This is a genomic window from Streptomyces sp. NPDC028907, assembly GCF_055564995.1.
Map to the genome: position 1 here is coordinate 118,054 of NZ_JBVHVE010000013.1, position 21,625 is coordinate 139,678.

Sequence of the window (21,625 nt, forward strand, 5' to 3'; positions counted from 1 at the left end):
GCAGGAGGGCACCCATGCGCGCAAGCAGACTTCCCGGATCCCTGGCATGTTTCCTCACCCTGGCCCTCACGGCCGCCGGCTGCGGCCTCTCCGGCGGCTCCGACGACGGCGAGGCCACGGCCGGCGGCTGCAAGGTCGACAAGGCGAACGTGGGGTCGGGTGCGCTCACGGGGGATGTGAAGGGCGACATCACCTTCCAGACGACCAACTTGAAGAAGGACTTCGGCGACTACTTCAACGGCGTCATCGCGGCCTTCGAGAAGGAGCACCCGGGCACGAAGGTCAAGTGGATCGACGACCCGGGCGACGCCACCTTCACCCAGCGCCTGGTCGCCGACGCGCAGGGCTGCACGCTGCCGGACGTGGTGAACATCAACGTCAACACGGCCATCGCGCTCACCAAGAACGGCTATCTGATCGACCTGGACAAGAAGGCGCCGGACGCGGGTGAGCCGTTCGTTCCCGCGCTGTGGAAGTCGAGCCTGTACGCGGACGCCTCGGGCACCAAGGTGCACAGCGTGCTGCCCTGGTACTCCGGCGGCATCGTGCAGACCTTCAACACCGAGCTGATGAAGAAGGCGGGGCTGGACCCGGCCAAACCTCCGACGACCGTCCTCGGACTGTTCGCCGACGCGGAGAAGGTGGCCAAGGCCTCGGGCGGCGAGTACCACGCCTTCCTCGCCAACCCGCAGCTGCGCATCCCGGCCGACTGGCAGCAGATGGGCATCAAGATCTTCTCCGCCGACGGCAAGTCGTTCACCTTCGCCGACGACCCGAGGACGGCCCAGTGGGTCGAGGCCATGACCAAGCTCTACAAGGCCGGCGGGATGCCCAGGGACTCCCTCTCCTCCACCCAGGACCCGGCCAACGTCTTCGGCCAGGGCAAGCTGGTCTACGGCCCCACCAACCCCAACTTCCTGCGGTTCATCCAGCAGAACAACCCGACCGTCTACAAGAAGACCGGCGTCGCCCGCTTCATGCTGGACGACCTCGGCCACACCGTCGGCGCACCGCAGTACATCGGCACCGCCTCCACCAGCAAGAACGCGGTGACCGCAGTCGCCTTCGCGCGGTTTTTGACCAACGCGAAGAACCAGCTGGAGTGGGCGAAGGACCCGAACGTGGTCATCTTCCCGTCGACCACGGCCTCCCTGGACGACCCGTTCTTCCAGTCGGTCAAGGGCAGCGACCCCTTCGCCGAGGCCCGGAAGATCGTCGCCAGTGACCGCAAGACCGCGACGGCCGACGAGATCGCCCTCACGCCCGGCGAGCTGAACGCCATCTCGGCCCAGATCCAACTGGCCATGCAGGGCAAGAAGAGCGCCGAGGACGCCCTCAAGGACGCCCAGTCCAAGGGCAACGAGCTGATCGAGCAGGGCAGCTGACGATGGCTCAGCACACTGTGGACCAGGCGCCCGTTCCCGCTCCCCTCGGGGCGGGCGCCCCCCGCCCCGGCTCCGTACCCGAACCGCCGGGGCGCCTGCGCCGCGTCCTCCGCTCCGTCACGCCCGGCCCGACGGCGGACGCGGGGGGCGCGGCGCTCTACCGCCGCTGGTGGCTGCCCTGGCTGTGGATGCTCCCGGCGATCGTCGGCACGACGGTCTTCGGGGTGTTCCCGTTCCTCAACACGATCCTGGTGTCCTTCACCGACGCCAAGCCGCTCGGCGGCGCGTACAACCTGGTGGGCCTGGACAACTACACGCGGATGCTGGGGGATTCGGACTTCTGGCTGGCGACCCGCAACAGCGTCCTGTACGCGCTGATCGTCGTCCCGCTGATGGTCCTGCTGCCGCTGCTGCTCGCGGTCCTGGTGGAGAAGAACCTCCCGGGCATCGGCTTCTTCCGCTCCGCCTTCTACACCCCGGTCCTCGCCTCGTCCGTGGTCGTCGGCCTGAGCTGGCAGTGGCTGCTGAGCGACCATGGCCTGGTGAACACCTGGCTGGAGAAGGCGCACCTGATCCGCGGCGCCATCCCCTTCCTGTCCGACTCGTGGCTGATCCTGCTCTCCGCGATGGGCCTGACCCTGTGGAAGGGCCTCGGCTGGTACATGATCTTCTACCTGGCCGCCCTCGGGAACGTGCCCCGCGAACTCCACGAGGCGGCCGCCGTGGACGGCGCCGGTGCGGTGCGCCGCTTCTGGCATGTCACCGTGCCCGGTGTCCGCACCTCGATGATGCTGGTCGGCACCCTCACCGGCATCGGCTCGCTGCGCGTGTTCACCGAGATCTACATGCTCGGCGGCGCCACCGGCGGCCCCGGTGGCGCCGACCGCACACTTCCCTTCTACATCCGGGACGTCGGCCTCGACCCGCTCACCGGCAACGCCGGCTACGGCGCGGCGGTCAGCGTCGCCCTGTTCGCGCTCACCCTGGGCCTCACGCTGCTCGCGCAGCGCCTGACGAAGGAGGACGAGGCATGACCACGGCTGTGGAGAAGCGCAGGCGCCTGATGCCGCGCTGGCGGGACTACGGCCGCCCTCGTGAACTCGTCGTCCGTTACCTGCTGTTGGTCTTCGTGCTGTTCATCACCGTCGGCCCGCTGCTGTGGCAGGTGCTGTCGTCCCTGAAGGGCGCCGGCGAGGACGTCTTCGGCGCGGGCGCCTCCCTCATCCCGCACCACCCGACGCTGCGGGCCTACGAGCAGGTCTTCGCCCAGGTGCCGGTGTGGACGTACATCAGGAACAGCCTGTTCGTGGCGGTCATCTCCATCACCAGCCAGCTGGTCTTCTCCACGATGGCCGGCTACATGCTCTCCAAGCCCGCCTGGAAGGGCCGGGGACTGGTGTGGGTGCTGCTGATGGCGTCCATGATGTTCCCCTTCGAGTCGATCATGGTGTCGCTGTTCCTGAGCGTCCGCGACATGGGCCTGGTCGACAATCTTGTCGGTGTCTGGCTGCCCGGCTTCGTCGCCGCGATCAACGTCCTCATCATGCGGGCCGCGTTCCTCGCCGTCCCGCGCGAGATCGAGGACGCGGCGATGCTGGACGGCGCGGGCGAGTGGAAGCGGTTCCGCCATCTGTACCTGCCGTCCGCGTACGGCGCGATCCTGGTCGTCACCATCAACACCTTCATCAGCGCCTGGGACGACTTCCTCTGGCCGCTGATCGTGCTGCGCTCCGAGGAGCACTTCACGCTGACGCTGGGCCTGGCCCGGCTCCAGACGTCGTCGTTCGGCTACGACCAGCGGCTGGTGATGGCGGGCTCGGTGATCTCGGTGGTCCCGGTGCTGGTGCTGTTCGTGATCACCCAGCGCTGGTTCTACAAGGGGGTCTCGTCGGGGGCCGTGAAGCTCTGAGACGGTACGGCGGTCAGGGCCGCCCGCGCCGACTCCGCGACGCGGAACTCGACCACCGTGCCCGTGCCGGGCAGCTCGGCGCCGAGCGGGAACGCCACCGTGCGGGTCTCGCCCGGCGCCAGATCGACGGCCCGGAAGCCGCACAGCTCCAGCGTGCGCGGCCACACCGGGGTCCGCAGCCGCCGCAGGTACAGCTGGGCGACGGAACGGCCGTGCCGCTCCCCGGTGTTGGTGATGTCGGCCTCGACGGTGTGCCCGGCCAGCCGTGGCGGGCCGTAGGCGAAGCTCGTGTACGAGAGCCCGTGCCCGAACGAGTAGAGCGGCTCGGCGTCCTCGTCCGCGTAGCCGCCGTACTCGGTGTCCTTGTGGTTGTAGTAGACGGGGAGCTGGGCGGCGGAGCGCGGCACCGACAGCGGCAGCCGGCCGACGGGTTCGGCGAGCCCGAGCAGCACCTCGGCGAGCGCGTCGCCGCCCCAGGGGCCCGGGTACCAGGCGGTGAGCAGGGCGGCGGCCCCGGTGGCGGGGACGACGTGCGGCCGGCCCTGGACCAGCACGACCGCGGTCGGCGTCCCGGTCGCGACGACGGCCTCCAGCAGCGCGTTCTGGGCCTTCCCGAGCCGCAGCCCGGCCAGGTCGACGCCCTCGCCGCAGGTCATCTCGGAGACGACGGTCCGCGCGGCCCCGTTGGCGTCGAACTCCGTTCCGGGTGTGCGTGCGCTGCTGCCGCCCAGTACCAGCACGGCCAGGTCGGAGGCGGCGGCCGCGGCGACCGCCTCGGGGACGCCGGAGAGGTCGCCGCCGGTGAGGGCGCAGCCGACGGCGTGGCGGATGTCGAGGCCGGGCGGGGCGAGACGCCGTAGCCCGTCGAGCAGGCTCACTCCGGTGCCGGGGCGTTGCGGCGCGGTGTAGTCGCCCGACTGGTGGGCGGCGGTGGCGGACTGGGGGCCGAGGACGGCGACCCGGGAGACGGACGCGGACAGGGGCAGGACCCCGCCGTCGTTACGGAGGAGGGTGACCGCGCCTCGGGCGACGGCGGTGCTGAGCTCTCGGCCCTGAGCGGGGAAGGGAACCGTGCGGTCCCGCTGGTCGAACAGCCCCAGCCGGAACTTGAGCCGCAGTACGCGGGCGACCGCGGTGTCGAGGGCCGCTTCGGTCACCAGACCCAGCTCGACCGCCTCCTCCAGATGTGTGAAGCCCTCGTCCCAAAGGCTCAGATCGACACCGGCGTCGAGCGCGAGGGCACCCGCGGACACCTTGTCGCCGGTGATCCGTGCCAGCCGGTCCACCGCGAGGCCGTCGGCCATGACCAGGCCCTCGAACCCCCAGCTTTCTCTGAGGAGTTCGGTGAGCAGCGCCCTGTTCCCGGAGCAGGGCATCCCGTCCACCTCGTTGTACGCGGCCATGACGGCGGCGGCCCCGGCACGGACGCCGGCGAGGGCGGCCGGGAGGTGGATCTCGTGCAGCTCGCGTGGGCCCAGCTCGGACTCGGCGGAGTTGCGGCCGCCGACGGTGGCGCCCTGGCCAGCGAAGTGCTTGAGGACGACGGGAGCCTTGTCGGGTGCGAAGTACTCGGCGGGCGCGCCCTGCATGCCGCGTACGACGGCCTCCGTGAACCGGGCGGCGAGGTACGGGTCCTCCCCGAAGCACTCCTCCGTGCGGCCCCAGCGGGGGTCACGGGCGATGTCGAGTGCCGAGACGAGGGCCACGTGGCCGCCGCGGGACCGCAGTTCGGCGGCGGCGTGGGCGGCGGCGCGCTCGTACAGCCCGGGGTCCCAGGTGGCGCCGACCGCCAGGTTGACCGGCAGGACCGTGCCGTCCAGCGCCATGTGCCCGTGCGGCACCTCCTCGACGAACAGCGCGGGAATCCCGAGCCGGCTGCGCTCGACGACATGCCGCTGCACCAGCGCGGCGAGTGCCGCACCGTCCTGCGCGGCGGGCCCGTTGTCGTGGTCCACGCCGGACCAGGCGTCGGCGCGCTGGAGGCCGTAGAGGGCGCCGAGCCCTTCGAAGCGGTCGGTCTCGGCGTACAGGGCGTCGGTGAGTTCGAAGCCGCCGTCGGGGGTGCGCCGGTAGGCGTCCCAGCCGTACATCCGCTGGTTGAGCTGGCCGACCTTCTCGCGCAGGGTCATACGGGAGAGGAGGTCGCGGACCCGGGTGTCGACGGGGGCGGTGGGGTCGCGGTACCGCTGCGCGTCGGCGTCGCTCATCCGTCGTACCCCAGGCGGGCGAGGGCTACGGCGCCCCGGGAGCCGTCGGGGACCCAGTCGAGGGTGAGGCCGAGAGATCGCAGCCGGGCCGAGAGCGGACCGGTCAACGGCCCGTCCGGACCGAGCAGACCGCCGGTCGCCACGATCCGCTCCCCGGGTCTGGGGTCGAGCGCGCCGACGAGGCCGGCCAGGTGGTCGGCCGCCGTTTCGAGGATTCCCTCGGCCACGGCGTCCTGGTGATCGGCGGCTTCCGCGACGAGCGGCGCCAGTTCGGCCAGTTGGACCGGCGGGCGGGCCATGACGGCGGGGAGCAGGTGCATGCGGTAGGCCTCGCGCCGGGCCCGGGTCCAGGAGCGTTCATCCGCGGGCAGGACATCCTCCGGCACCTCCAAGGCCCTTCCCACCGACGCCCCCAGCGCCGTGGTCCCGCCCCGCCCGTCGGCCATGCGCAGCGCCAGCCGTACCGCCTCGCGCCCGATCCAGAAGCCGCCGCCGTCGTCGCCGAGCAGCCAGCCGTCGCCGCCTGCGGTCGCGGTGCACGCGCGGGCGGTGATGCGCATCGCGACCGCGCCCGTGCCGGCCACCAGGGCGAGTCCGTCGGCGGGGTGGCCGGGCGCGGAGGCGAACGCCGCCTCGATGTCGCTGTGGATCTCGATCGAGTGGGCGTCGATACCCAGCCGGCTCAGGGCGACAGTGAGGGCGGCGTGCGCCTTGACCCGGCCAGGCTCGTCCGGGGCGGTCCGCGAGGCGCCCGCGAATCCGCCGGCCACCGCGACGACACGGCCGCGCAGCGCCTCCGGCACGGCCTGCGCGAGGGCCTCGGCGAGATGCTCGGTGAGCTGCGCGCCGGGCACGGTCAGGGCGTTGCCCGGCCCGGAGGCGCCCTCGCCCTCGGGTTCGCCGCCGTGCGCGGGCGCCAGGAGGGCACGCGTACGGGTGCCGCCGGCGTCGAGGCCGACGACGTACGCCGGTGCCCGTCCGGCCGAGGTTTGGTTCAAATCACTATTCATCGTCGCCCATGGTGGTTGATACATTCGCGCCAGACAAGAGACGGACAAGAGACAACGGACAAGAGACAGACGGCTGCCAAGCCCCCGTGCGGGCCCGGCCCGAGGAGGATCCCATCCACCCGCTCCGCTTCGGCGTCAACTACACGCCCCGCCACGGCTGGTTCCACTCCTGGCACGACTTCGACCCGCCGCGCGCGCGTGAGGACCTGGACCGGATCGCCGGTCTCGGCCTCGACCACGTCCGCGTCTTCCACCTGTGGCCGCTGCTCCAGCCCAACCGCACTCTCGTGCGCCCCGCGGCGGTCGACCAGCTGGCGCGCCTCGTCGACCTGGCCGGTGAGGCCGGTCTGGACGTGATGGTGGACGGCATCCAGGGCCACCTGTCGAGCTTCGACTTCTACCCGGAGTGGACCCGCAGCTGGCACCACCGCAACGTCTTCACGGACCCGGAGGCCGTCCAGGCCCAGGCCGACCTCCTGCGCACCCTGGGCCGCGCGCTCACCGGCCGGCCGAACCTCATCGGCCTCCAGCTCGGCAACGAGCTCAACAACCTGGTCGAGCACAACCCGGTGACGGCGGACGAGGTCGACCACTACCTCGACACCCTGCTGGCGGCCGCCCGCGACGGACTCGGCCCGGACGGGGGCCTGGTCACGCACTCCGCCTACGACGCCGCCTGGTACGGCGACGACCACCCCTTCACCCCGGAGGCCTCGGCCCGCAAGGGCGATCTGACCACCATCCACCCCTGGGTGTTCTCCGGCGACTGCGCCCGCCGCTACGGCCCCCGCTCCCCGCAGGTCCGGCACCTCGCCGAGTACGGCACCGAACTGGCCAAGGCGTACGCCACCGACCCCGCCCGCCCCGTCTGGGTCCAGGAGACCGGCGCCCCCGCACCGCACATCCCGGCCGCCGACGCCCCCGACTTCGCGCGGGACACCGTACGCAACGCCGCCGAGTGCGCGGGGCTGTGGGGAGTGACCTGGTGGTGCTCGCACGACGTGGACCGGTCGCTGGCCGACTTCCCGGAACTGGAGTACACGCTGGGCCTGTTCGACTCCACGGGCCGCGCGAAGCCGATCGCCGAGGCCCTCGCCGACACGATCGCCGACCTGCGCGAAGCCCCGGCCCCGGCTCGACCGCGCACCACCGCCCTGCTCCTGGACTGCACGCCGGGCACCCGGTCGGTGTCCGGGCCGGGCGGCGCGTACTTCGAGGCGTGGATGCGGATGCGGGCGGAGGGGCTGCGCCCGGCGGTGGTCCTGGCCGCGCGGGCAATGGACGCGGAGTACCTGGCGGCCAGGGGCATCGAGGAGGTCGTACGGCCGTCCTGAGCCGCCGCCCGAATCGACCGGCGGGCGTCAGCCGACGGCGACGCCCGCCAACGCCTCGGCGACCGCCCGCAGGTTGACCCGCGCCCGTCCGTACGAGCACAACGCGCCGCCCTCCGGCAGCCCGGTGTCCACCCGTACCGCGTCCGGCCGCCGCGCCAGCAGGGCGTCGCGCAACCGGGCCTGCCAGGGGTGCAGTCCGGCGTCGCAGGTGGCCACCACCAGCGCGGCGGATCCGCAGCAGCGCAGGATGCCGTCGACGAGTTCGGCGGGGTCGGCCGCGTCTCCGGTGACGGCCGTGCCGGTGGCCGTGGGGTCGACGGCGCGTATCTCGGTCAGCAGGTCCTCGCCACCCCAGTTGAGCGCGGGGTGCGGCGGCGGGAACAGGTCGACGACATGGGCGCCGCGCACGGCGGGCGGCACCCCCCGGCTCCGTACGGCCCGGCGCGCGGCCTCCAGTCCGGCGCCCTCGTCCCAGGCGGCGACGGCGGCCGCGGGGGTCGCGTACCGCTCGGCGAGCCGCCGTACCCGGCCCGCGGCCTCCTCGATCCGTTCCTCCGCCAGCAGGCCGGTGCGCAGCGCGTCTAGGACGGCGTCCCGGCAGTCCAGGGTGACGTTCAGGTCTCCCACGGCGACGATCACCTGGTCCGCGCCGGCGGCCAGGGCGATGCGCGCGCCGACCGCCTCGCCGTACTGGTCGGCGATCGCCTTCATCTCCAGGGCGTCACTGACGAGGACGCCGTCGAAGCCGAGGTCGTGGCGGAGCAGGTCGCCGAGGACGCGGCGGCTGAGCGTGGCGGGGCGGCCCGGGTCCAGGGCCGGGAAGACGACATGGGCGCTCATCAGCATCGGCACGCCCGCGTCGATGGCCGCGCGGAACGGTTCGAGGTCGGCGCGGAGTTCGTCGTACGGCCGCGGGTCGACGGCGATGCCGTGGTGGCTGTCGGTGACGGTGCCGCCGTGGCCGGGGAAGTGCTTGGCGCAGGAGGCGACGGAGCGGGCCTCGGTGGCGGTGATCCAGGCGCGCAGGTGGCGGGCGGCGAGTTCGGGGTCGGCGCCGAAGGAGCGGGTGCGCACGATCGGGTTGTCCGGCCGGTGCTGGAGGTCGGCCACGGGGGCGTAGGAGGCGGTGATGCCGAGGGTGGCGAGATGGCCGGCGAGGGCGTCGGCGCAGCGGGCGGTGAGGTTGGGGTCGTCGACGACGCCGAGGGCGTAGGAGCCGGGGACTTCGGGGGCGCCGGCGGTGACCAGGTGGCCGATGCCGCCGCCCTCGTTGTCGACGGCGACGACGATGTCCGGGCGTATCGCGCGCAGTTCGTCGGTGAGGAGGCGCACCTGCCGGGCGTCGCGGATGTTGCGGGTGAAGAGGATGACCCCGCCGAGGCCGCGGTCGATGAGTTCCTTGAGGGTGTCCGGCACGCTCGTGGCGCCGTCGAACCCGGCGACGAGACAGCGGTGGGCGGCTTCGTCCAGGTCGGCGGGGAGGGCGGTCGACCGGGAGGACCCGTGCACATGCTCGAAGTGGCTCACCCCGGCAATGCTCTGGCTCGATCAGCCGAAAGTCAACCTCTCGATGGATCACTGATTCAGCAACCCGCCTCGCACGGTCACCCGCCCGGCGGTGACCGTCGGAAACCCGTTTGTACGGTGATCGCACGGGCGTCTACCGTCGGACTTCGTCGACGTGTAGCTCAGCAGCAGAGCACCGGGCTGTACACCCGGAGGGCGCAGGGGCAGCACCTGCCACGTCGGCCTCGACGTGTAGCTCAGCAGCAGAGCACCGGGCTCGGGACCCGGAGGGCGCGGGGGCGGAACCCGCCACGTCGGCTTATGAACGACAACGCTGAGCAGCAGCCCCTCGTCGCGACCCCGTCCTACCCGGCGGCACAGCTGGCCAAGGCCTTCACGACCGCGCTGACCCACCACGACCCCGCCACCCGGCGCCGGGCCGAGGAGCGCGGGCAGCGCTGGCGTGCGGTGCTCGCGGGGATGGCCGCCGGCCGGCTGAGGGTCGGTTCGCGCACCCCGCTGGTCGGGCTGCCGGCCTGGGTGACGCCCGAGGTGATGCGGGGCGGCTTCGCGACCGGGACGCCCGGTGCGGGCGGCCCGCTCCAGCCGTACGAGACCGAGGCCGCGCGTGTTCTCGGGGTGCCCGCCGAGCGGCGCGCGCTCTTCGCCCACTGTCTGACCGAAGCGGGACTCGCCTGGCTGTGGGCGCGGTTGGACGACGGCCACTACGAGGTCGGCGTGCCCGAGGAGGCCGCGCTGCTCACCGTGGCCTGGCTGGTGCGGCACGGGGCGACGGACGCGGCGCTGGATCTCGCGGCCGAACTGGAGCCGTTCGCCGACCGGCTGCGCTTCCTGCCCCGCCCCGCGGACGGCCCCGCGCCGGACCCCGTCACCGCCGTGCACCGCAGCACCGTCTCCGACGCCGTAGACACCCTGGTACAGCGGCGCCCCAACGCGGCCGTCGAGGCCCAGCGCGAGGCGCTCGCCGTATGGCAGCCGTTCGGCGACGAACTGCTCGTCCACTGGCTGGAGACGGCAGGGGGCGGCCGGGTGCTCGAACTCGCCCCGGACGCCGACTGGTCGGCGCGCGGCGCCGACCTGCTGGCCCGCTACCGGCGACTGGCCGCGGAGCACACCCGCTGCACCAAGCACCGCAACCCCAAGCAGAACCTGGGCATTCTGCGCGGAGCGCTGGAGGAGACCGTCGCCGGACGGCCGCTGGACGCTCGCCGGCTGGGTCTGCTGCGGCACGCGGTGGAGTCCATGGTGCGCCGCCGTGGCGTGCCCGGCTCGGCACCGCACACGGCCCTGCGCCGGCGGCAGACGCACCAGGCGGCGCTCCCGTCCCATCACGCGCTGGCCCAGCTGATGCTGCGCCGGCTCGCCGAACTGCCCCAGGACACGGGCATCACCGACGTCCCGCCGCTGCTGACGCCCGTCACGGAGCGGGAGGAGCGGGAGACCGGCCTGCCCGTCGCGACGGATGTCCCGCCGGTGATCCGGCAGGTGGTCGAGGCCGCGCTGAGCGCACCGATCGACACGCTCGTCGAGCGGGGTGTCGTCCCGTCCGCCGAGGTCATGGCCGAACTGGTCCCGCAGCTGGTCGCCGCCACGACCGCGCAGGCGTACGGCGACGAGGCGCTGCGGGCCCTGATGGCCGCGAACCACCGGGCCTTCGCCAGCCGCCGCTCCCTGCTCCTGGTCAACCTGGAACGTCAGGTGCGCGTGGAGGAGCTGCCCTGGGTGCGGGCGGTGGCCGGGCAGCGGTCCGCCGTCATCGGCAAGTCGGACGAGGAGGGCGCGCTCACCGTGCTGCGGCAGCTGGGCGAGCTGGCCGTGCAGGCATTCCCGGGCACGATCCTGCCCAACCCGCTCGTCCGCGAGCTCGGCGTGCTCGCCCGCCAGTGCGACCTGGGCGCGCCGTTCGTGGAGGAGCTGGCCGCCGACATCTTCATGGGCACGTTCAGCCCGAAGTTCCTCACGGCGGCCCGGATCGCGGGCGAGTTGCTCCGCGGCACGCTGTACGAGCGCTACTACGGCATCGACTACGGGGCGATCCGCAATCTCGCGATCGCCGAGACGGGCGCCGCGCTGAGCCGTTCCTACGGTGCCCGGACGTCTCCCGGTTTCGCGCGGCTGTGCATGGAGCGGGCCGGGGCGGCCTCGTCCGGGTCCTGGTCCGTGGCGGCGAACGGCACGGTGATCGAGCAGGCGCAGATCCTCACCACCCACAACCTGGCCACACTGGTCCACCGGGTGGAGATCGCCCCACGGCCCGGCTTCGCCGACCTGGCGCACCGCTGCTTCGGCACCGTGTGCCGACTGACGGCCCGGGTGCAGAACAACCGGCGCCCGCTGCCCACCATCAAGGACGCGGCGTACGCGTGGCGCCAGATGCTGTTCCACCTGTCCCTGTGCCCACCCGCCGACCAGCGCCGCTTCCTCGCCGGACTCGCCGAGGAGACGGCCCGCCACCCCGCCCACGTGGCGGCCCGGCTGGCCCCGGCCCTGGCGGGCCTGGCCCGCACGGTCGAGGGCGGCGCCTTCGACAGCGACGGAACGGCGGACGGGGGCCGCGCACGCCGGTTCCTGGGGTGGAGTACTACGGGGCACTGGATGCGGTGAGGGGCGGGGACGCGAGGCGGGCGCGGCCGGGGACCCGTGGTTCGGGGCCGGGCGGATCGGGCATAGACCAATCCCCGGTCACGTCGCCCGCCCGCCGACGTCGCTTCGGATTCCGGACACCGCGACGTCACGGCGGGCGGGCACGTTTCCGTCGTCCCCTCCTGCCTCGCCCTCTAGCAGTCCGCCCCGCGTCCGCGCGGTCAGGACGCGGAAGGACGACCGCGCCGTGTCATCGCTCCCGCTCAGCGATCTCCCCGGATCGCTACCCGCCCGCCCCACTTCCGCTCCCGCTCCCGCTCCCGCGTGCTCCCGGCTCTCCCCCGCCCGCCTCGCCCGCCACGCCCTGACACTGCTCCCGCTCCTGCTGATCGGGGCGTGGGCGGTGGCCGACTGGCCCACCGTCCGCGACGGCGCCGTCCAGCTCGCCTCCGCCGACCCCGGCTGGCTGCTGGCCGGCCTCTTCTTCACCTGTATGGGCTGGGTGATCGCCGCGGTCGTCCGCCAGGGCGCCCTGCCGGAGCGGCTCCCGCCGGGCCTGCTGCTCGCGTCGCAGTTCGCGGCCGGCGCCGCCAACCAGGTGCTCCCGGCGGGCCTGGGCGCCCATGCCGTCACCCTGCGCTTCCTGCAGAACCGCGGCATCCCCCTGGCCCGGGCCACCGCGTCACTCGCCCTGTACTCGCTGGTCAAACCGATCGCGAAGACAGCGGTGCTCCTCGCCTTCCTCCTGGCCTACCCCGAACTGCTGCACCTCGGCGAACTCGTCCCGGACGAGCGGACACTGCTGATGGTCGCCGGAGGCGTCACGCTCGGCCTGGCCGCGGCAGGCGTACTCGTGACAGCCGTACGCCCGCTACGGCGCCCCCTGCTCCGCTTCCTGCGCACGGCCCTGACCGACGCGCGAATCCTGCACACCCGGCCCAGCCGCGTCCTCGCCCTGTGGGGTGGGGCCGCCGCCACCCCGCTGCTCCAGGCGAGCGTGATCGCCTCGGTCGGTTTCGCTCTCGGTCTGCCGCTGTCCTGGGCGCAGGTGGTCCTCGCCCTCCTCCTCGCCAGCACGGCGGCCGGCGCCGTGCCCGCGCCGGGCGGCATCGGCCCCGTGGACGCGGCCCTGGTGTTCACGATGGTCACCTTCGGCGCCCCGACGGGCCTGGCCGCGGCGACCGTCATCGGCTACCGCGTCCTGACGGTCTGGGTGCCACTGCTGCCGGGCGCGCTGGTGCTCTCGATCATGGTCCAGCGAAAGATCCTGTGACCGGCCTGACCCGCCTGACCCGCCTGACCCGCCTGACCCGCCTGACCGGCGAACCGACCGGCCCGCTCACTCCTGCCCGACCCGCACCACCGCCACCGTGATGTTGTCGGGCCCGCCCGCCTCGATGGCGGCCTTCCACAGCTCGAAGGCCGCCCGGCCGTCGTCGTGCTCCCGGAGCACCTCCTCCAACGCCTCCGTGGGCAGCGGATCCGTCAGCCCGTCCGAGCAGACGACATAGCGCTCCCCGGGCGTCAGGGGCTCGGCCGTGACATGGGGGTGGACGGCGCGGTAGGTGGGCGATCCGCCCAGGCACTGGGTGACGAGCGAGGTGGTGCGCCCGGCCGGGTGCGGCGGGCTGTCGTCGACGCTCAGCTGGCGCAACCCGTCGTCCGACGCGGCGAAGACCCGGCTGTCGCCCACGTTGAACGCCATGAGCGAGTCGGGCTGGACGACGACCCCGGCGATCGTCGTCCCCATCGCGGTGAGCTCGCCACCCCGGTCGCCCCCGGCCGCCTGGTACACGGCGCGGTTGCAGGCGTTCAGCGCGTCACGGACGGCGACCTCGCCGGTCAGCGCGGGACCGAGCGAGGCGATCCGGCGGACCACCAGGGCGCTGGCCAGGTCACCGCCGGGATGGCCGCCGAGCCCGTCGGCGACCGCCACGACGAGGGGCGTGCCCAGCGGGAAGACCAGCGTCTGCGGATTCTCGGTCACGGTGGCGCACAGCGTCCACGGTCCGACGACGAGGCTGTCCTCGTTCCGTTCGCGCAGCAGTCCGGGATGGCTGATCGCACTCACCGCGACGTACGGCATGCAGCGCCACCGCCTTCCCGCACCGGACGTCCCCTACGAGTCTAGGAACACCGGCATCGGGCGTGCCAACGCAGTGCGGCACACCCACGGCCGCCGCTGGGTCAGTCCTCGTCCGGCGTCAACCGCAGCGAGATCGAGTTGATGCAGTACCGCTGATCCGTCGGTGTCGGATACCCCTCGCCCTCGAAGACATGCCCGAGGTGCGACCCGCACCGCGCGCACCGCACCTCGGTGCGGACCATCCCGTGGGTGCGGTCCTCGACGAGTTCGACCGCGTCGGTGTCCTTGGGGTCGTAGAAGGACGGCCAGCCGCAGTGGGACTCGAACTTCGTGGTGGAGGTGAACAGTTCGGCGCCGCAGGCGCGGCAGGAGTAGACGCCCGTCGTCTTGGTGTTGGTGTACTCACCGGTGAAGGCGGGCTCGGTGGCGGCCTGGCGCAGCACGGCGTACTCCGCGGGGGTCAGCTCCGTGCGCCACTGCTCGTCCGGCTTTTCGACGTCGTACGACATGAGTGCTTGCCCCTCACTTCGACAGGCGGTCCAGGATGAGCGGGCCGAGGTCGGTGACGTCGCCCGCGCCCATGGTGAGAACGAGATCACCGGGCTTCGCCATTCCCGCGATCAGGGCGGGCACCTCGCTCTTGTCGTGCACCGGCGTGACCTCGGCGCCGGCCGCGCGGGCCGCGTCGAGGACCAGCTCGCTGGTGACCCCGGGGATCGGGTCCTCGCGGGCCGGGTAGATGTCCAGGACCAGCGAGGAGTCGGCGAGAGCGAGGGCGTCGCCCATCTCCTTGCCGAGCTCCTGGGTGCGGGAGAACAGGTGGGGCTGGTAGACGACCAGGATCCGGGCGTCCCCGGCGGCCGCGCGCATGGCCTCCAGGTCTGCCGTCATCTCGGTCGGGTGGTGGGCGTAGGAGTCGATGACCTGGACACCCGCGGCCTCGCCCTTCAGCTGAAGGCGCCGCTTGACGCCCGTGTAGGCCGCCAGCGCCGGGGCCAGCTCGCCGGCCGGGACGCCGAGGGCCACGCCCGCCGCGAGGGCGGCCACGGCGTTGAGCGCGTAGTGCCGGCCGGGGACGGAGACGGCGAAGGTGAGCTCCTGACCGTCGAGGAGGACGGTGACCTGGCTCTTCAGTCCCTGTGCCACGACGGACAGGACCCGTACGTCGGCGTCCTTCGCCTCGCCGTACGTCACCACCCGCACATCACCGGCCGCGACCCGGCGGGTCAGCTCCCGCGCGCCGTCCTGGTCGGCCGAGATCACGAGCGTGCCGCCCTCGACGATCCGGTCGGCGAAGGTCACGAAGGACTCGTAGATCTCGTCCATCGACGCGTAGTTCGCGTGGTGGTCGAGCTCCACGTTCAGCACGATCGCGACCTCGGGCGCGTACTTGTGGAAGCTGCGGTCCGATTCGTCCGCCTCGGCGACGAAGATGTCGCCCTCGCCGTGCAGGGCGTTCGAGCCGGGCGCGTCGAGGTCGCCGCCGATGGCGTACGAGGGCCGCAGGCCCAGCTCGCTCAGGGAGACGGCCAGCATCGACGTCGTCGTGGTCTTGCCGTGCGTACCGGCGACGGCGATCGGCCGCAGCCCCTCCATCAGCGAGGCGAGCGCGTCCGAGCGGTGCACGACCGGAATGCCCAGCTCGGCGGCGCGGGCCAGCTCGGGGTTGTCCTGCCGGATCGCCGACGACACGACGACACAGCTGGCGTCGTCCGCGAGGTGCTCCGCCGCGTGCCCGATGTGCACGGTCGCCCCCAGCGCCCGCAGCGCCTCGGCGGTCGCCGACTCCCTGGCGTCGCTGCCCGCCACCTTGGCCCCACGCTGCGCGAGAATCTTCGCGATCCCTGACATCCCGGCCCCGCCGATGCCGATGAAGTGCGGTCGGTCCATGGCGGTGGGGATGCCGGGTGCCATGCGTGTTCTCCCAGGATTGCGATACGACGGTGAGCCCTCAGCCTATTGGGTAGGAAGGCCGACCTCGCGCCCGGGACACGGGGGACCGCACCCACCCAGGGGCGCGGGGAACTGCGCGAGCAACCACGACGGACTCGCACCCGGCAGACCACAAATCCCCCACGGCGCTCCCCCGAAAAGCGCTACACCCTGCTGTGCGAGAACAGCTTCAACACCGGCACCCCCACCTTGTGCCGAGCCCGGGACGCCCAGTCCCGATGAAAGAACTCCTCCACGTAGTGGGGATCCGTCAGCACGATCACCTCGTCCGCCCCCACCTCGTCCACCACAGCCCGCAGCGCGTCCAGCGGATGATCCTCCAACAGCCGCCCCTCCGCCGCGGCCCCAGCCGAGCGCAGTGCCGTGAGCGACACCTCCAGCGCCCGCTCCCCCGTACTGAGCGCCTCCTCGCCCTCCGGAGTGCTCCCCTCCCGTACGGCCTCGTCAAGCTCCCCGAGCGCGATGTCGTCGATGGCGCGCAACAGCCTGTCGGCCTGCTCACCGCGCGGCTGGAGCAGCACATGGAACGAGACCTCCTCGTCCCCGTGCAAGGTGGTGACGAACTCCACGTCGGCGGACGTCAGGGCCTTCTCGATCATCAAAACGCTTGTGAACACCGGGCGCCCCTTCTGCGGAAACCATCCTGCCCCGTGCTCGCACGGGGACTGCGAGTTTTAGTGTGCCCGGCGGAAGCTAAACGGAACGGTGGATTCCGCCGTTTTGACCTCACGTCCGCCGGTACCGGCCGAACAGGAAGCCGCCCTCCTCCAGCAGGGAGACCAGTTCGAACCGTTTCGGAACGGCCACCGACGGCCCGCCGGCGATGCGCTGGGCGGCTCCGGCGGTGAGCATCGGGGAGATCGTCAGACAGAGCTCGTCGAGCACTCCGGCGGCCACGAGCTGGCCGAGCAACCGTGGCCCACCCTCGGTCAGCAGCCGGGTGTGACCCAGCTCAGCGAGGGCCTGGACGGCGCGTACGGGGTCCACGCCGACGCCGTCACCGGCGATCACGACCCGGGCGCCCGCCTTCTCGGCCGCGGCGATCCGCTCCGGTGCCGCGGCGGCGCCGGTGAGGATCAGGGTGGGCACCAGGGGTGAGGTGAACAGCGGCAGGCTGTAGTCGAGCTCCAGGCCGGCGCTGACCACCGCGATGGCCGGCGCGGGGCCCTGCCCGGCCGCCTCGCGCGCCTCGGCGAACTCCGCACGCGCGCGTGCCGGGCGGTACCCCTCCTGGCGTACCGTTTCGGCGCCGACGACCACGACGTCGGCCAGCGCCCGCAGCGTGCCGAAGATCCGCATGTCGGTCGCGGTGGAGATGGGCTGCGAACGTCCGTCGTGCTGGGCGGCCCCGTCCAGCGTGGACACCATGTTGGCCCGCAGCCAGGGCACCGGCCCCGCGGGCCCGGGCTCCGGATAGGCGTAGGCGGCGGCAAGCTCGGCAGGACTCCACTCCCGGTCGACCGCATCGCCCCCGGGGGCTGCGCCGGCGACCGCGGCAGCCTCGTCGGAATGCGCAGCCCCCGGCTCCCCTCCGGGAGCACCGGCCGCCGGGGCGCCGGGCGCGGCACCGGAGCCACCATCGGCCCCCGCGGCCCCATGCCCCCCTTCGGCAGCCCCCACCCCGTCATCCCCGGCCGAACCGCCGGAGGCCCTAGGTGCTGTTTCGTCGGTCACAGGGAACAGGCGTCGCATGTCATGGAGTGTGGCACGGCGCTTAGCATGGTGAACCGTGTCGTCCTCCTCCGCCGCGTCCAAGTCGAGCCCGATAGCCGAAGCGAGCCCGCTGTCCCTGTGCGCCCGCGAGCCGCACGTCCCGGCGGACCGGCTGGTCGCCGAGATGGTGCCGCCGCCGCGCTTCGACTCGGTCCGCTTCAGCACGTACATCCCGGACCCGAACCAGCCCAGCCAGATCGAGGCGGTCGGTGTCCTGGAGTCCTTCGCGGCCGGGCTCGGCGGGGCACACGCGAGCGGTGCCGGGAAGGCCAGGCGCGGGTTCCTCGGGTTCGGCAGGCCGAAGGCGCCCAAGGTGCCGGCGGGCCCCCGCGGCGTCTACCTCGACGGCGGCTACGGCGTCGGCAAGACCCATCTGCTCGCCTCCCTCTGGCACGCCACCCCGGCCGAGCCGTCCCTCAAGGCCTTCGGCACGTTCGTGGAGCTGACGAACCTGGTCGGCGCGCTCGGTTTCCAGCAGACGGTCCAGACCCTCTCCGGTCACCGCCTGCTGTGCATCGACGAGTTCGAGCTCGACGACCCCGGCGACACCGTCCTGGTCTCGACGCTGCTCGGCAGGCTCGTCGACGCGGGCGTCGCGCTCGCCGCCACCTCCAACACCCTGCCCGGCAAGCTCGGCGAGGGCCGCTTCGCGGCGGCCGACTTCCTGCGCGAGATCCAGGGCCTGTCGGCCCACTTCCGCCCCCTGCGCATCGACGGCGAGGACTACCGCCACCGCGGCCTGCCCGAGGCACCGGCGCCGTACTCCGACGAACAGGTGACCAAGGCGGCGTACGCCACCGAGGGCGCCTCGCTCGACGACTTCCCGCATCTGCTGGAGCACCTCGCCCGAGTCCACCCCAGCCGTTACGGCGCGTTGACCGATGGCCTGAAGGCCGTGTGTCTCACGGACGTCCAGCCGATTCCGGACCAGTCCACCGCGCTGCGGCTCGTCGTGCTCGCGGACCGGCTCTACGACCGTGAAGTCCCGCTCCTGGCCTCCGGACTGCCGTTCGACCAGCTGTTCAGCGAGGACATGCTCAAGGGCGGATACCGCAAGAAGTACTTCCGCGCCATCTCGCGACTCACCGCACTGGCCCGTGACGCCAAGGCCCTGGTAACCCACTGACTCCCCCTGGTCAAGGGGGAGTTCAAGCCAAGCCACCCTCGCATTTCAGGCTCTCTTCAGCTCGAAACGTTAAGTTAACCCTGCAAACAACTTTGCCGGGTTAACGTGTTTCTTGACCAACGGTTGACCAAGCGTTGGCGCGCGCCATAGGTGTGGACTGTCTGGAGGGGGGCGCATGTTCCGAGGTACGACGGCACGGACCGTGATTTCGCTCCTCGCCGCCGTCCTGCTCGCCCTCCAGTTCTTCGCACCCGGCGCTTCCTTCGCACATGCGCATACGGTCAGTCAGGCAGAGGCCAAGGCTCAGCCCGGAATCAAGCACTCCGGCAAGGCACTACGCGACGAGACCCTCACGTTCCGCCACTGCATGCCGTCGGGCCAAGGGGACCCGACCGGCCCACTGCGCGGCCGGGACCAACTGCGTTTCGCCGACACCGGACCCCAGGCACCCGACCGGCCGTTGCTCACCCGGGACCCCGCGTCCGCGCACCAGCCGGGCACACCCGGCGGCGCGCGTCAGCGCACGTCGAGATCCGCGACGTCCCACACTCCCGCGGGGCTCCAGGTCTTCCGCTGCTGAGAGCCAGCGGAATCCCCCCACCCCTGTCATGAAAAGCCACACCGACGCGCCGTCGCGGCGCGCCAGGAGGAGTCACCACACATGCAGCCCCTCATCGACAACGCCCGTACGTTCGGACAGCGCCCTGAGGAGTTCGCCAAACTGGCCGCAGGGCAGTCCCCGCAGGTCCTCTTCATCACCTGCTCCGACTCCCGGGTCGTACCGGCACTGATCACGGGCGCCCGCCCCGGCGAGCTCTTCGAGCTGCGCACCGCGGGCAACATCGTCCCGCCGTACGCCTCCGCGCACCCCACCAGCGAGGCGGCCACCATCGAGTACGCCGTGGAGGTCCTCGGCGTCAGCGACATCGTGGTCTGCGGCCACTCCCACTGCGGTGCCGTCGGCGCGCTGGTGCGCGGCGAGGACCTGAACGCCGTACCGGCGGTGCGCGACTGGCTCGCGCAGGCCGACCCGCGCCCGACGGGCACCGTCGAGGACCCCGAGGTCGCCGAGGGTGTCCAGGCCCACGTGCTGACGCAGCTGCTGCGGCTGCGCTCGTACCCTTTCATCGAGAAGAAGCTGAAGGAGCGTCAACTGAACCTGCACGCCTGGTATTACGAGGTGCACAAGGGCGCCGTGCGCGTCCACAGCGCCGAGACCGACGCGTTCGAGGCGCTGTGAACGCCATGATGACCAAGTTCCCTCACCTGCGGCAGGACTTCGCCGCCTCGTTGGTCGTCTTCCTGGTCGCGCTGCCGCTGTGCGTCGGTGTGGCCGTCGCCTCCGGCGTGCCGGCCGAGCTCGGTCTCGTCACCGGCATCGTCGGCGGCATCGTCACCGGGTTGATGCGCGGCAGCAGCCTTCAGGTCTCGGGCCCCGCCGCCGGTCTGACCGTGCTGGTCTTCGAGGCCGTCCAGGAGTTCGGGCTGCCGGTCCTCGGTGTGCTGGTGCTCGCCACCGGCCTGCTCCAGCTCCTCATGGGCGTCCTGAAGCTGGGGCGCTGGTTCCGGGCCATCTCGGTCTCCGTCGTCGAGGGCATGCTGGCCGGTATCGGCCTTGTGCTCATCGCCGGACAGCTCTACTCGGTCGCGGACGCCAAGGCGCCCGCCTCCGGCCTGGAGAAGATAGTCGGGCTGCCCGGCGCGCTCGTCGACGCCACCGGGAACACCGGGGCGCTGGCCTCGATCGGACTGGGCGCCGGCACCATCGCCGTACTGGTGCTGTGGAAGCGCATGCCGCGCCAGGTGCGTACGGTTCCGGGGCCGCTCGCCGCGGTGGGCCTGGCGACAGCCGTGGCCGCCGTGTTCTCCCTGCCGGTCGCCACGGTCGAGGTCAAGGGCCTGCTGGGCGCCATCCAGCCGCCCGGTGCGGACGCCTTCGGCGAGCTCGCAAGCGTCGGCGTGCTGGCCACGATCGTCGCCTTCACCCTCATCGCGTCGGCCGAGTCGCTGTTCAGCGCGGCGGCCGTGGACCGGCTGCACGACGGGCCGCGCACCGAGTACGACAAGGAACTGATGGCGCAGGGCGCGGGCAACGCGGTCTGCGGTGTGCTCGGCGCGCTGCCGATGACGGCGGTCATCGTGCGCAGCTCCGCCAACGTCCAGGCCGGCGCGAAGACCAAGGCGTCCCGGGTGATGCACGGCGTGTGGCTGCTGCTGTTCGCGGCGCTGCTGCCCGCCACGCTGGCACTGATCCCGATCCCCGCACTGGCCGGCATCCTGGTCCACGCGGGCTTCAAGCTCATCCCCTTCCGCGGGATCGTCTCCCTGTGGCGGGGCCACCGGGGCGAGGCGCTGATCCTCGTGGTCACCGCCGTCTCCATCGTCGCGGTGAACATGTTCGAGGGCGTGCTGATCGGTCTGGCCCTGTCGGTCGCCAAGACCGCCTGGCAGGCCTCGCACGTGAAGCTGGAGGTCGTCGACAAGGGCGCCGGACCGATCCAGGTGTGCCTGTCGGGCAACGCGACCTTCCTGCGGCTGCCGAAGATCCTCGACAGCCTGGAGTCACTGCCCCAGGACCGCCCGGTGGAGCTGAACCTCTCCGAGGTGCACCACTTGGACCACGCCTTCCGTACGGCCCTGGAGAACTGGGCCGAGCGGCACAGCGCGGTGGGCACGGAACCGGTGCGGGTCACCGCTCCCTGACCGCCGTATGACCTCTGGTCCGGGGCCGGGCATGGCCCCGGACCAGACGCCGGGCATATCGTTGCAGGAGCAGACCTCGGACAGCCGTC

Annotated in this window: 18 protein-coding genes and 2 tRNA genes; 12 read left to right on the plus strand and 8 right to left on the minus strand. The window is 72.3% G+C overall.

The features are described 5' to 3' along the window. The first annotated feature begins 14 nt into the window (after positions 1 to 14). The 3 genes from ACZ4UU_RS33775 to ACZ4UU_RS33785 are packed head-to-tail and all read left to right on the plus strand — an operon-like array spanning position 15 to position 3,294. Complete coding sequence (locus tag ACZ4UU_RS33775) at positions 15 to 1,385, plus strand: extracellular solute-binding protein (RefSeq protein WP_471907190.1); 1,371 nt, start codon at positions 15 to 17, stop codon at positions 1,383 to 1,385. A 2-nt stretch (positions 1,386 to 1,387) separates the two neighbouring features. After that, complete coding sequence (locus ACZ4UU_RS33780) at positions 1,388 to 2,419, plus strand: carbohydrate ABC transporter permease (protein ID WP_471907191.1); 1,032 nt, start codon at positions 1,388 to 1,390, stop codon at positions 2,417 to 2,419. Next, positions 2,416 to 3,294 carry a carbohydrate ABC transporter permease gene (locus ACZ4UU_RS33785; RefSeq protein WP_471907192.1) on the plus strand — a complete coding sequence of 293 codons (879 nt, stop codon included), beginning with the start codon at positions 2,416 to 2,418 and terminating at the stop codon, positions 3,292 to 3,294. Before ACZ4UU_RS33780 ends, ACZ4UU_RS33785 begins: the two co-directional genes overlap by 4 nt. Here the strand turns inward: ACZ4UU_RS33785 and ACZ4UU_RS33790 are convergent. Continuing rightward, entirely contained in the window at positions 3,258 to 5,501 is a 2,244-nt protein-coding gene (locus ACZ4UU_RS33790; protein ID WP_471907193.1) for a glycoside hydrolase family 3 N-terminal domain-containing protein, read from the minus strand. The two genes, ACZ4UU_RS33785 and ACZ4UU_RS33790, sit on opposite strands and share 37 nt — an antisense overlap. Continuing rightward, positions 5,498 to 6,511: an N-acetylglucosamine kinase gene (locus ACZ4UU_RS33795; RefSeq protein WP_471907194.1), complete on the minus strand. Its 1,014-nt coding sequence runs from the start codon at positions 6,509 to 6,511 to the stop codon at positions 5,498 to 5,500. Before ACZ4UU_RS33795 ends, ACZ4UU_RS33790 begins: the two co-directional genes overlap by 4 nt. An 86-nt stretch (positions 6,512 to 6,597) precedes the next feature. Here ACZ4UU_RS33795 and ACZ4UU_RS33800 point away from each other — a divergent pair, with 86 nt between their 5' ends. After that, on the plus strand, positions 6,598 to 7,845 hold the full coding sequence (locus ACZ4UU_RS33800) for a glycoside hydrolase 5 family protein (protein ID WP_471907195.1): 1,248 nt from the start codon (positions 6,598 to 6,600) through the stop codon (positions 7,843 to 7,845). A gap of 27 nt (positions 7,846 to 7,872) precedes the next feature. Here ACZ4UU_RS33800 and ACZ4UU_RS33805 read toward each other — a convergent pair whose 3' ends face one another. Next, on the minus strand, positions 7,873 to 9,372 hold the full coding sequence (locus tag ACZ4UU_RS33805; protein WP_471907196.1) for a glycoside hydrolase family 3 N-terminal domain-containing protein: 1,500 nt from the start codon (positions 9,370 to 9,372) through the stop codon (positions 7,873 to 7,875). A 150-nt stretch (positions 9,373 to 9,522) separates the two neighbouring features. On the opposite strand from ACZ4UU_RS33805, the gene ACZ4UU_RS33810 reads away from it, so the two are divergent. The 4 genes from ACZ4UU_RS33810 to ACZ4UU_RS33825 all read left to right on the plus strand — a co-directional run bounded on the left by ACZ4UU_RS33810 (position 9,523) and on the right by ACZ4UU_RS33825 (position 13,228). Continuing rightward, positions 9,523 to 9,594: transfer RNA gene (locus ACZ4UU_RS33810), tRNA-Tyr, on the plus strand. Between the two features lie 3 nt (positions 9,595 to 9,597). Next, positions 9,598 to 9,669: transfer RNA gene (locus ACZ4UU_RS33815), tRNA-Pro, on the plus strand. Positions 9,670 to 9,672: 3 nt separating this feature from the next. Further along, entirely contained in the window at positions 9,673 to 11,976 is a 2,304-nt protein-coding gene (locus tag ACZ4UU_RS33820; protein WP_471907197.1) for a hypothetical protein, read from the plus strand. A 226-nt stretch (positions 11,977 to 12,202) separates the two neighbouring features. Further along, the gene (locus ACZ4UU_RS33825; protein ID WP_471907198.1) at positions 12,203 to 13,228 is read left to right on the plus strand and encodes a lysylphosphatidylglycerol synthase transmembrane domain-containing protein; all 1,026 of its coding nucleotides are present in this window, start codon (positions 12,203 to 12,205) and stop codon (positions 13,226 to 13,228) included. A 66-nt stretch (positions 13,229 to 13,294) separates the two neighbouring features. Here the strand turns inward: ACZ4UU_RS33825 and ACZ4UU_RS33830 are convergent, their stop codons facing one another. The 5 genes from ACZ4UU_RS33830 to ACZ4UU_RS33850 all read right to left on the minus strand — a co-directional run bounded on the left by ACZ4UU_RS33830 (position 13,295) and on the right by ACZ4UU_RS33850 (position 17,686). Then, positions 13,295 to 14,041 (minus strand): PP2C family protein-serine/threonine phosphatase, encoded by a 747-nt coding sequence (locus ACZ4UU_RS33830; RefSeq protein WP_471907199.1) that lies wholly within the window; start codon positions 14,039 to 14,041, stop codon positions 13,295 to 13,297. 101 nt (positions 14,042 to 14,142) lie between these two features. Further along, positions 14,143 to 14,550: a peptide-methionine (R)-S-oxide reductase MsrB gene (gene msrB, locus ACZ4UU_RS33835; protein ID WP_471907200.1), complete on the minus strand. Its 408-nt coding sequence runs from the start codon at positions 14,548 to 14,550 to the stop codon at positions 14,143 to 14,145. A gap of 13 nt (positions 14,551 to 14,563) precedes the next feature. Then, complete coding sequence (gene murC / locus ACZ4UU_RS33840; protein WP_471907201.1) at positions 14,564 to 15,955, minus strand: UDP-N-acetylmuramate--L-alanine ligase; 1,392 nt, start codon at positions 15,953 to 15,955, stop codon at positions 14,564 to 14,566. 182 nt (positions 15,956 to 16,137) lie between these two features. Next, positions 16,138 to 16,611, minus strand: a complete 474-nt coding sequence (locus tag ACZ4UU_RS33845) for an indole-3-glycerol phosphate synthase (protein WP_471907202.1) — start codon at positions 16,609 to 16,611, stop codon at positions 16,138 to 16,140. A gap of 109 nt (positions 16,612 to 16,720) precedes the next feature. After that, positions 16,721 to 17,686 carry a pyrimidine reductase family protein gene (locus tag ACZ4UU_RS33850; protein ID WP_471907203.1) on the minus strand — a complete coding sequence of 322 codons (966 nt, stop codon included), beginning with the start codon at positions 17,684 to 17,686 and terminating at the stop codon, positions 16,721 to 16,723. Positions 17,687 to 17,723: 37 nt separating this feature from the next. Here ACZ4UU_RS33850 and zapE point away from each other — a divergent pair, with 37 nt between their 5' ends. From zapE to ACZ4UU_RS33870, 4 genes are all read left to right on the plus strand, one after another. Continuing rightward, on the plus strand, positions 17,724 to 18,833 hold the full coding sequence (gene zapE, locus ACZ4UU_RS33855) for a cell division protein ZapE (RefSeq protein WP_471907204.1): 1,110 nt from the start codon (positions 17,724 to 17,726) through the stop codon (positions 18,831 to 18,833). 175 nt (positions 18,834 to 19,008) lie between these two features. After that, on the plus strand, positions 19,009 to 19,413 hold the full coding sequence (locus ACZ4UU_RS33860; RefSeq protein ID WP_471907205.1) for a hypothetical protein: 405 nt from the start codon (positions 19,009 to 19,011) through the stop codon (positions 19,411 to 19,413). 81 nt (positions 19,414 to 19,494) lie between these two features. After that, a complete protein-coding gene (locus ACZ4UU_RS33865; protein WP_471907206.1) occupies positions 19,495 to 20,073 on the plus strand; it encodes a carbonic anhydrase in 579 nt (192 codons plus the stop codon). A 5-nt stretch (positions 20,074 to 20,078) separates the two neighbouring features. Further along, a complete protein-coding gene (locus ACZ4UU_RS33870) occupies positions 20,079 to 21,536 on the plus strand; it encodes a SulP family inorganic anion transporter (RefSeq protein ID WP_471907207.1) in 1,458 nt (485 codons plus the stop codon). Positions 21,537 to 21,625: the final 89 nt, after the last annotated feature.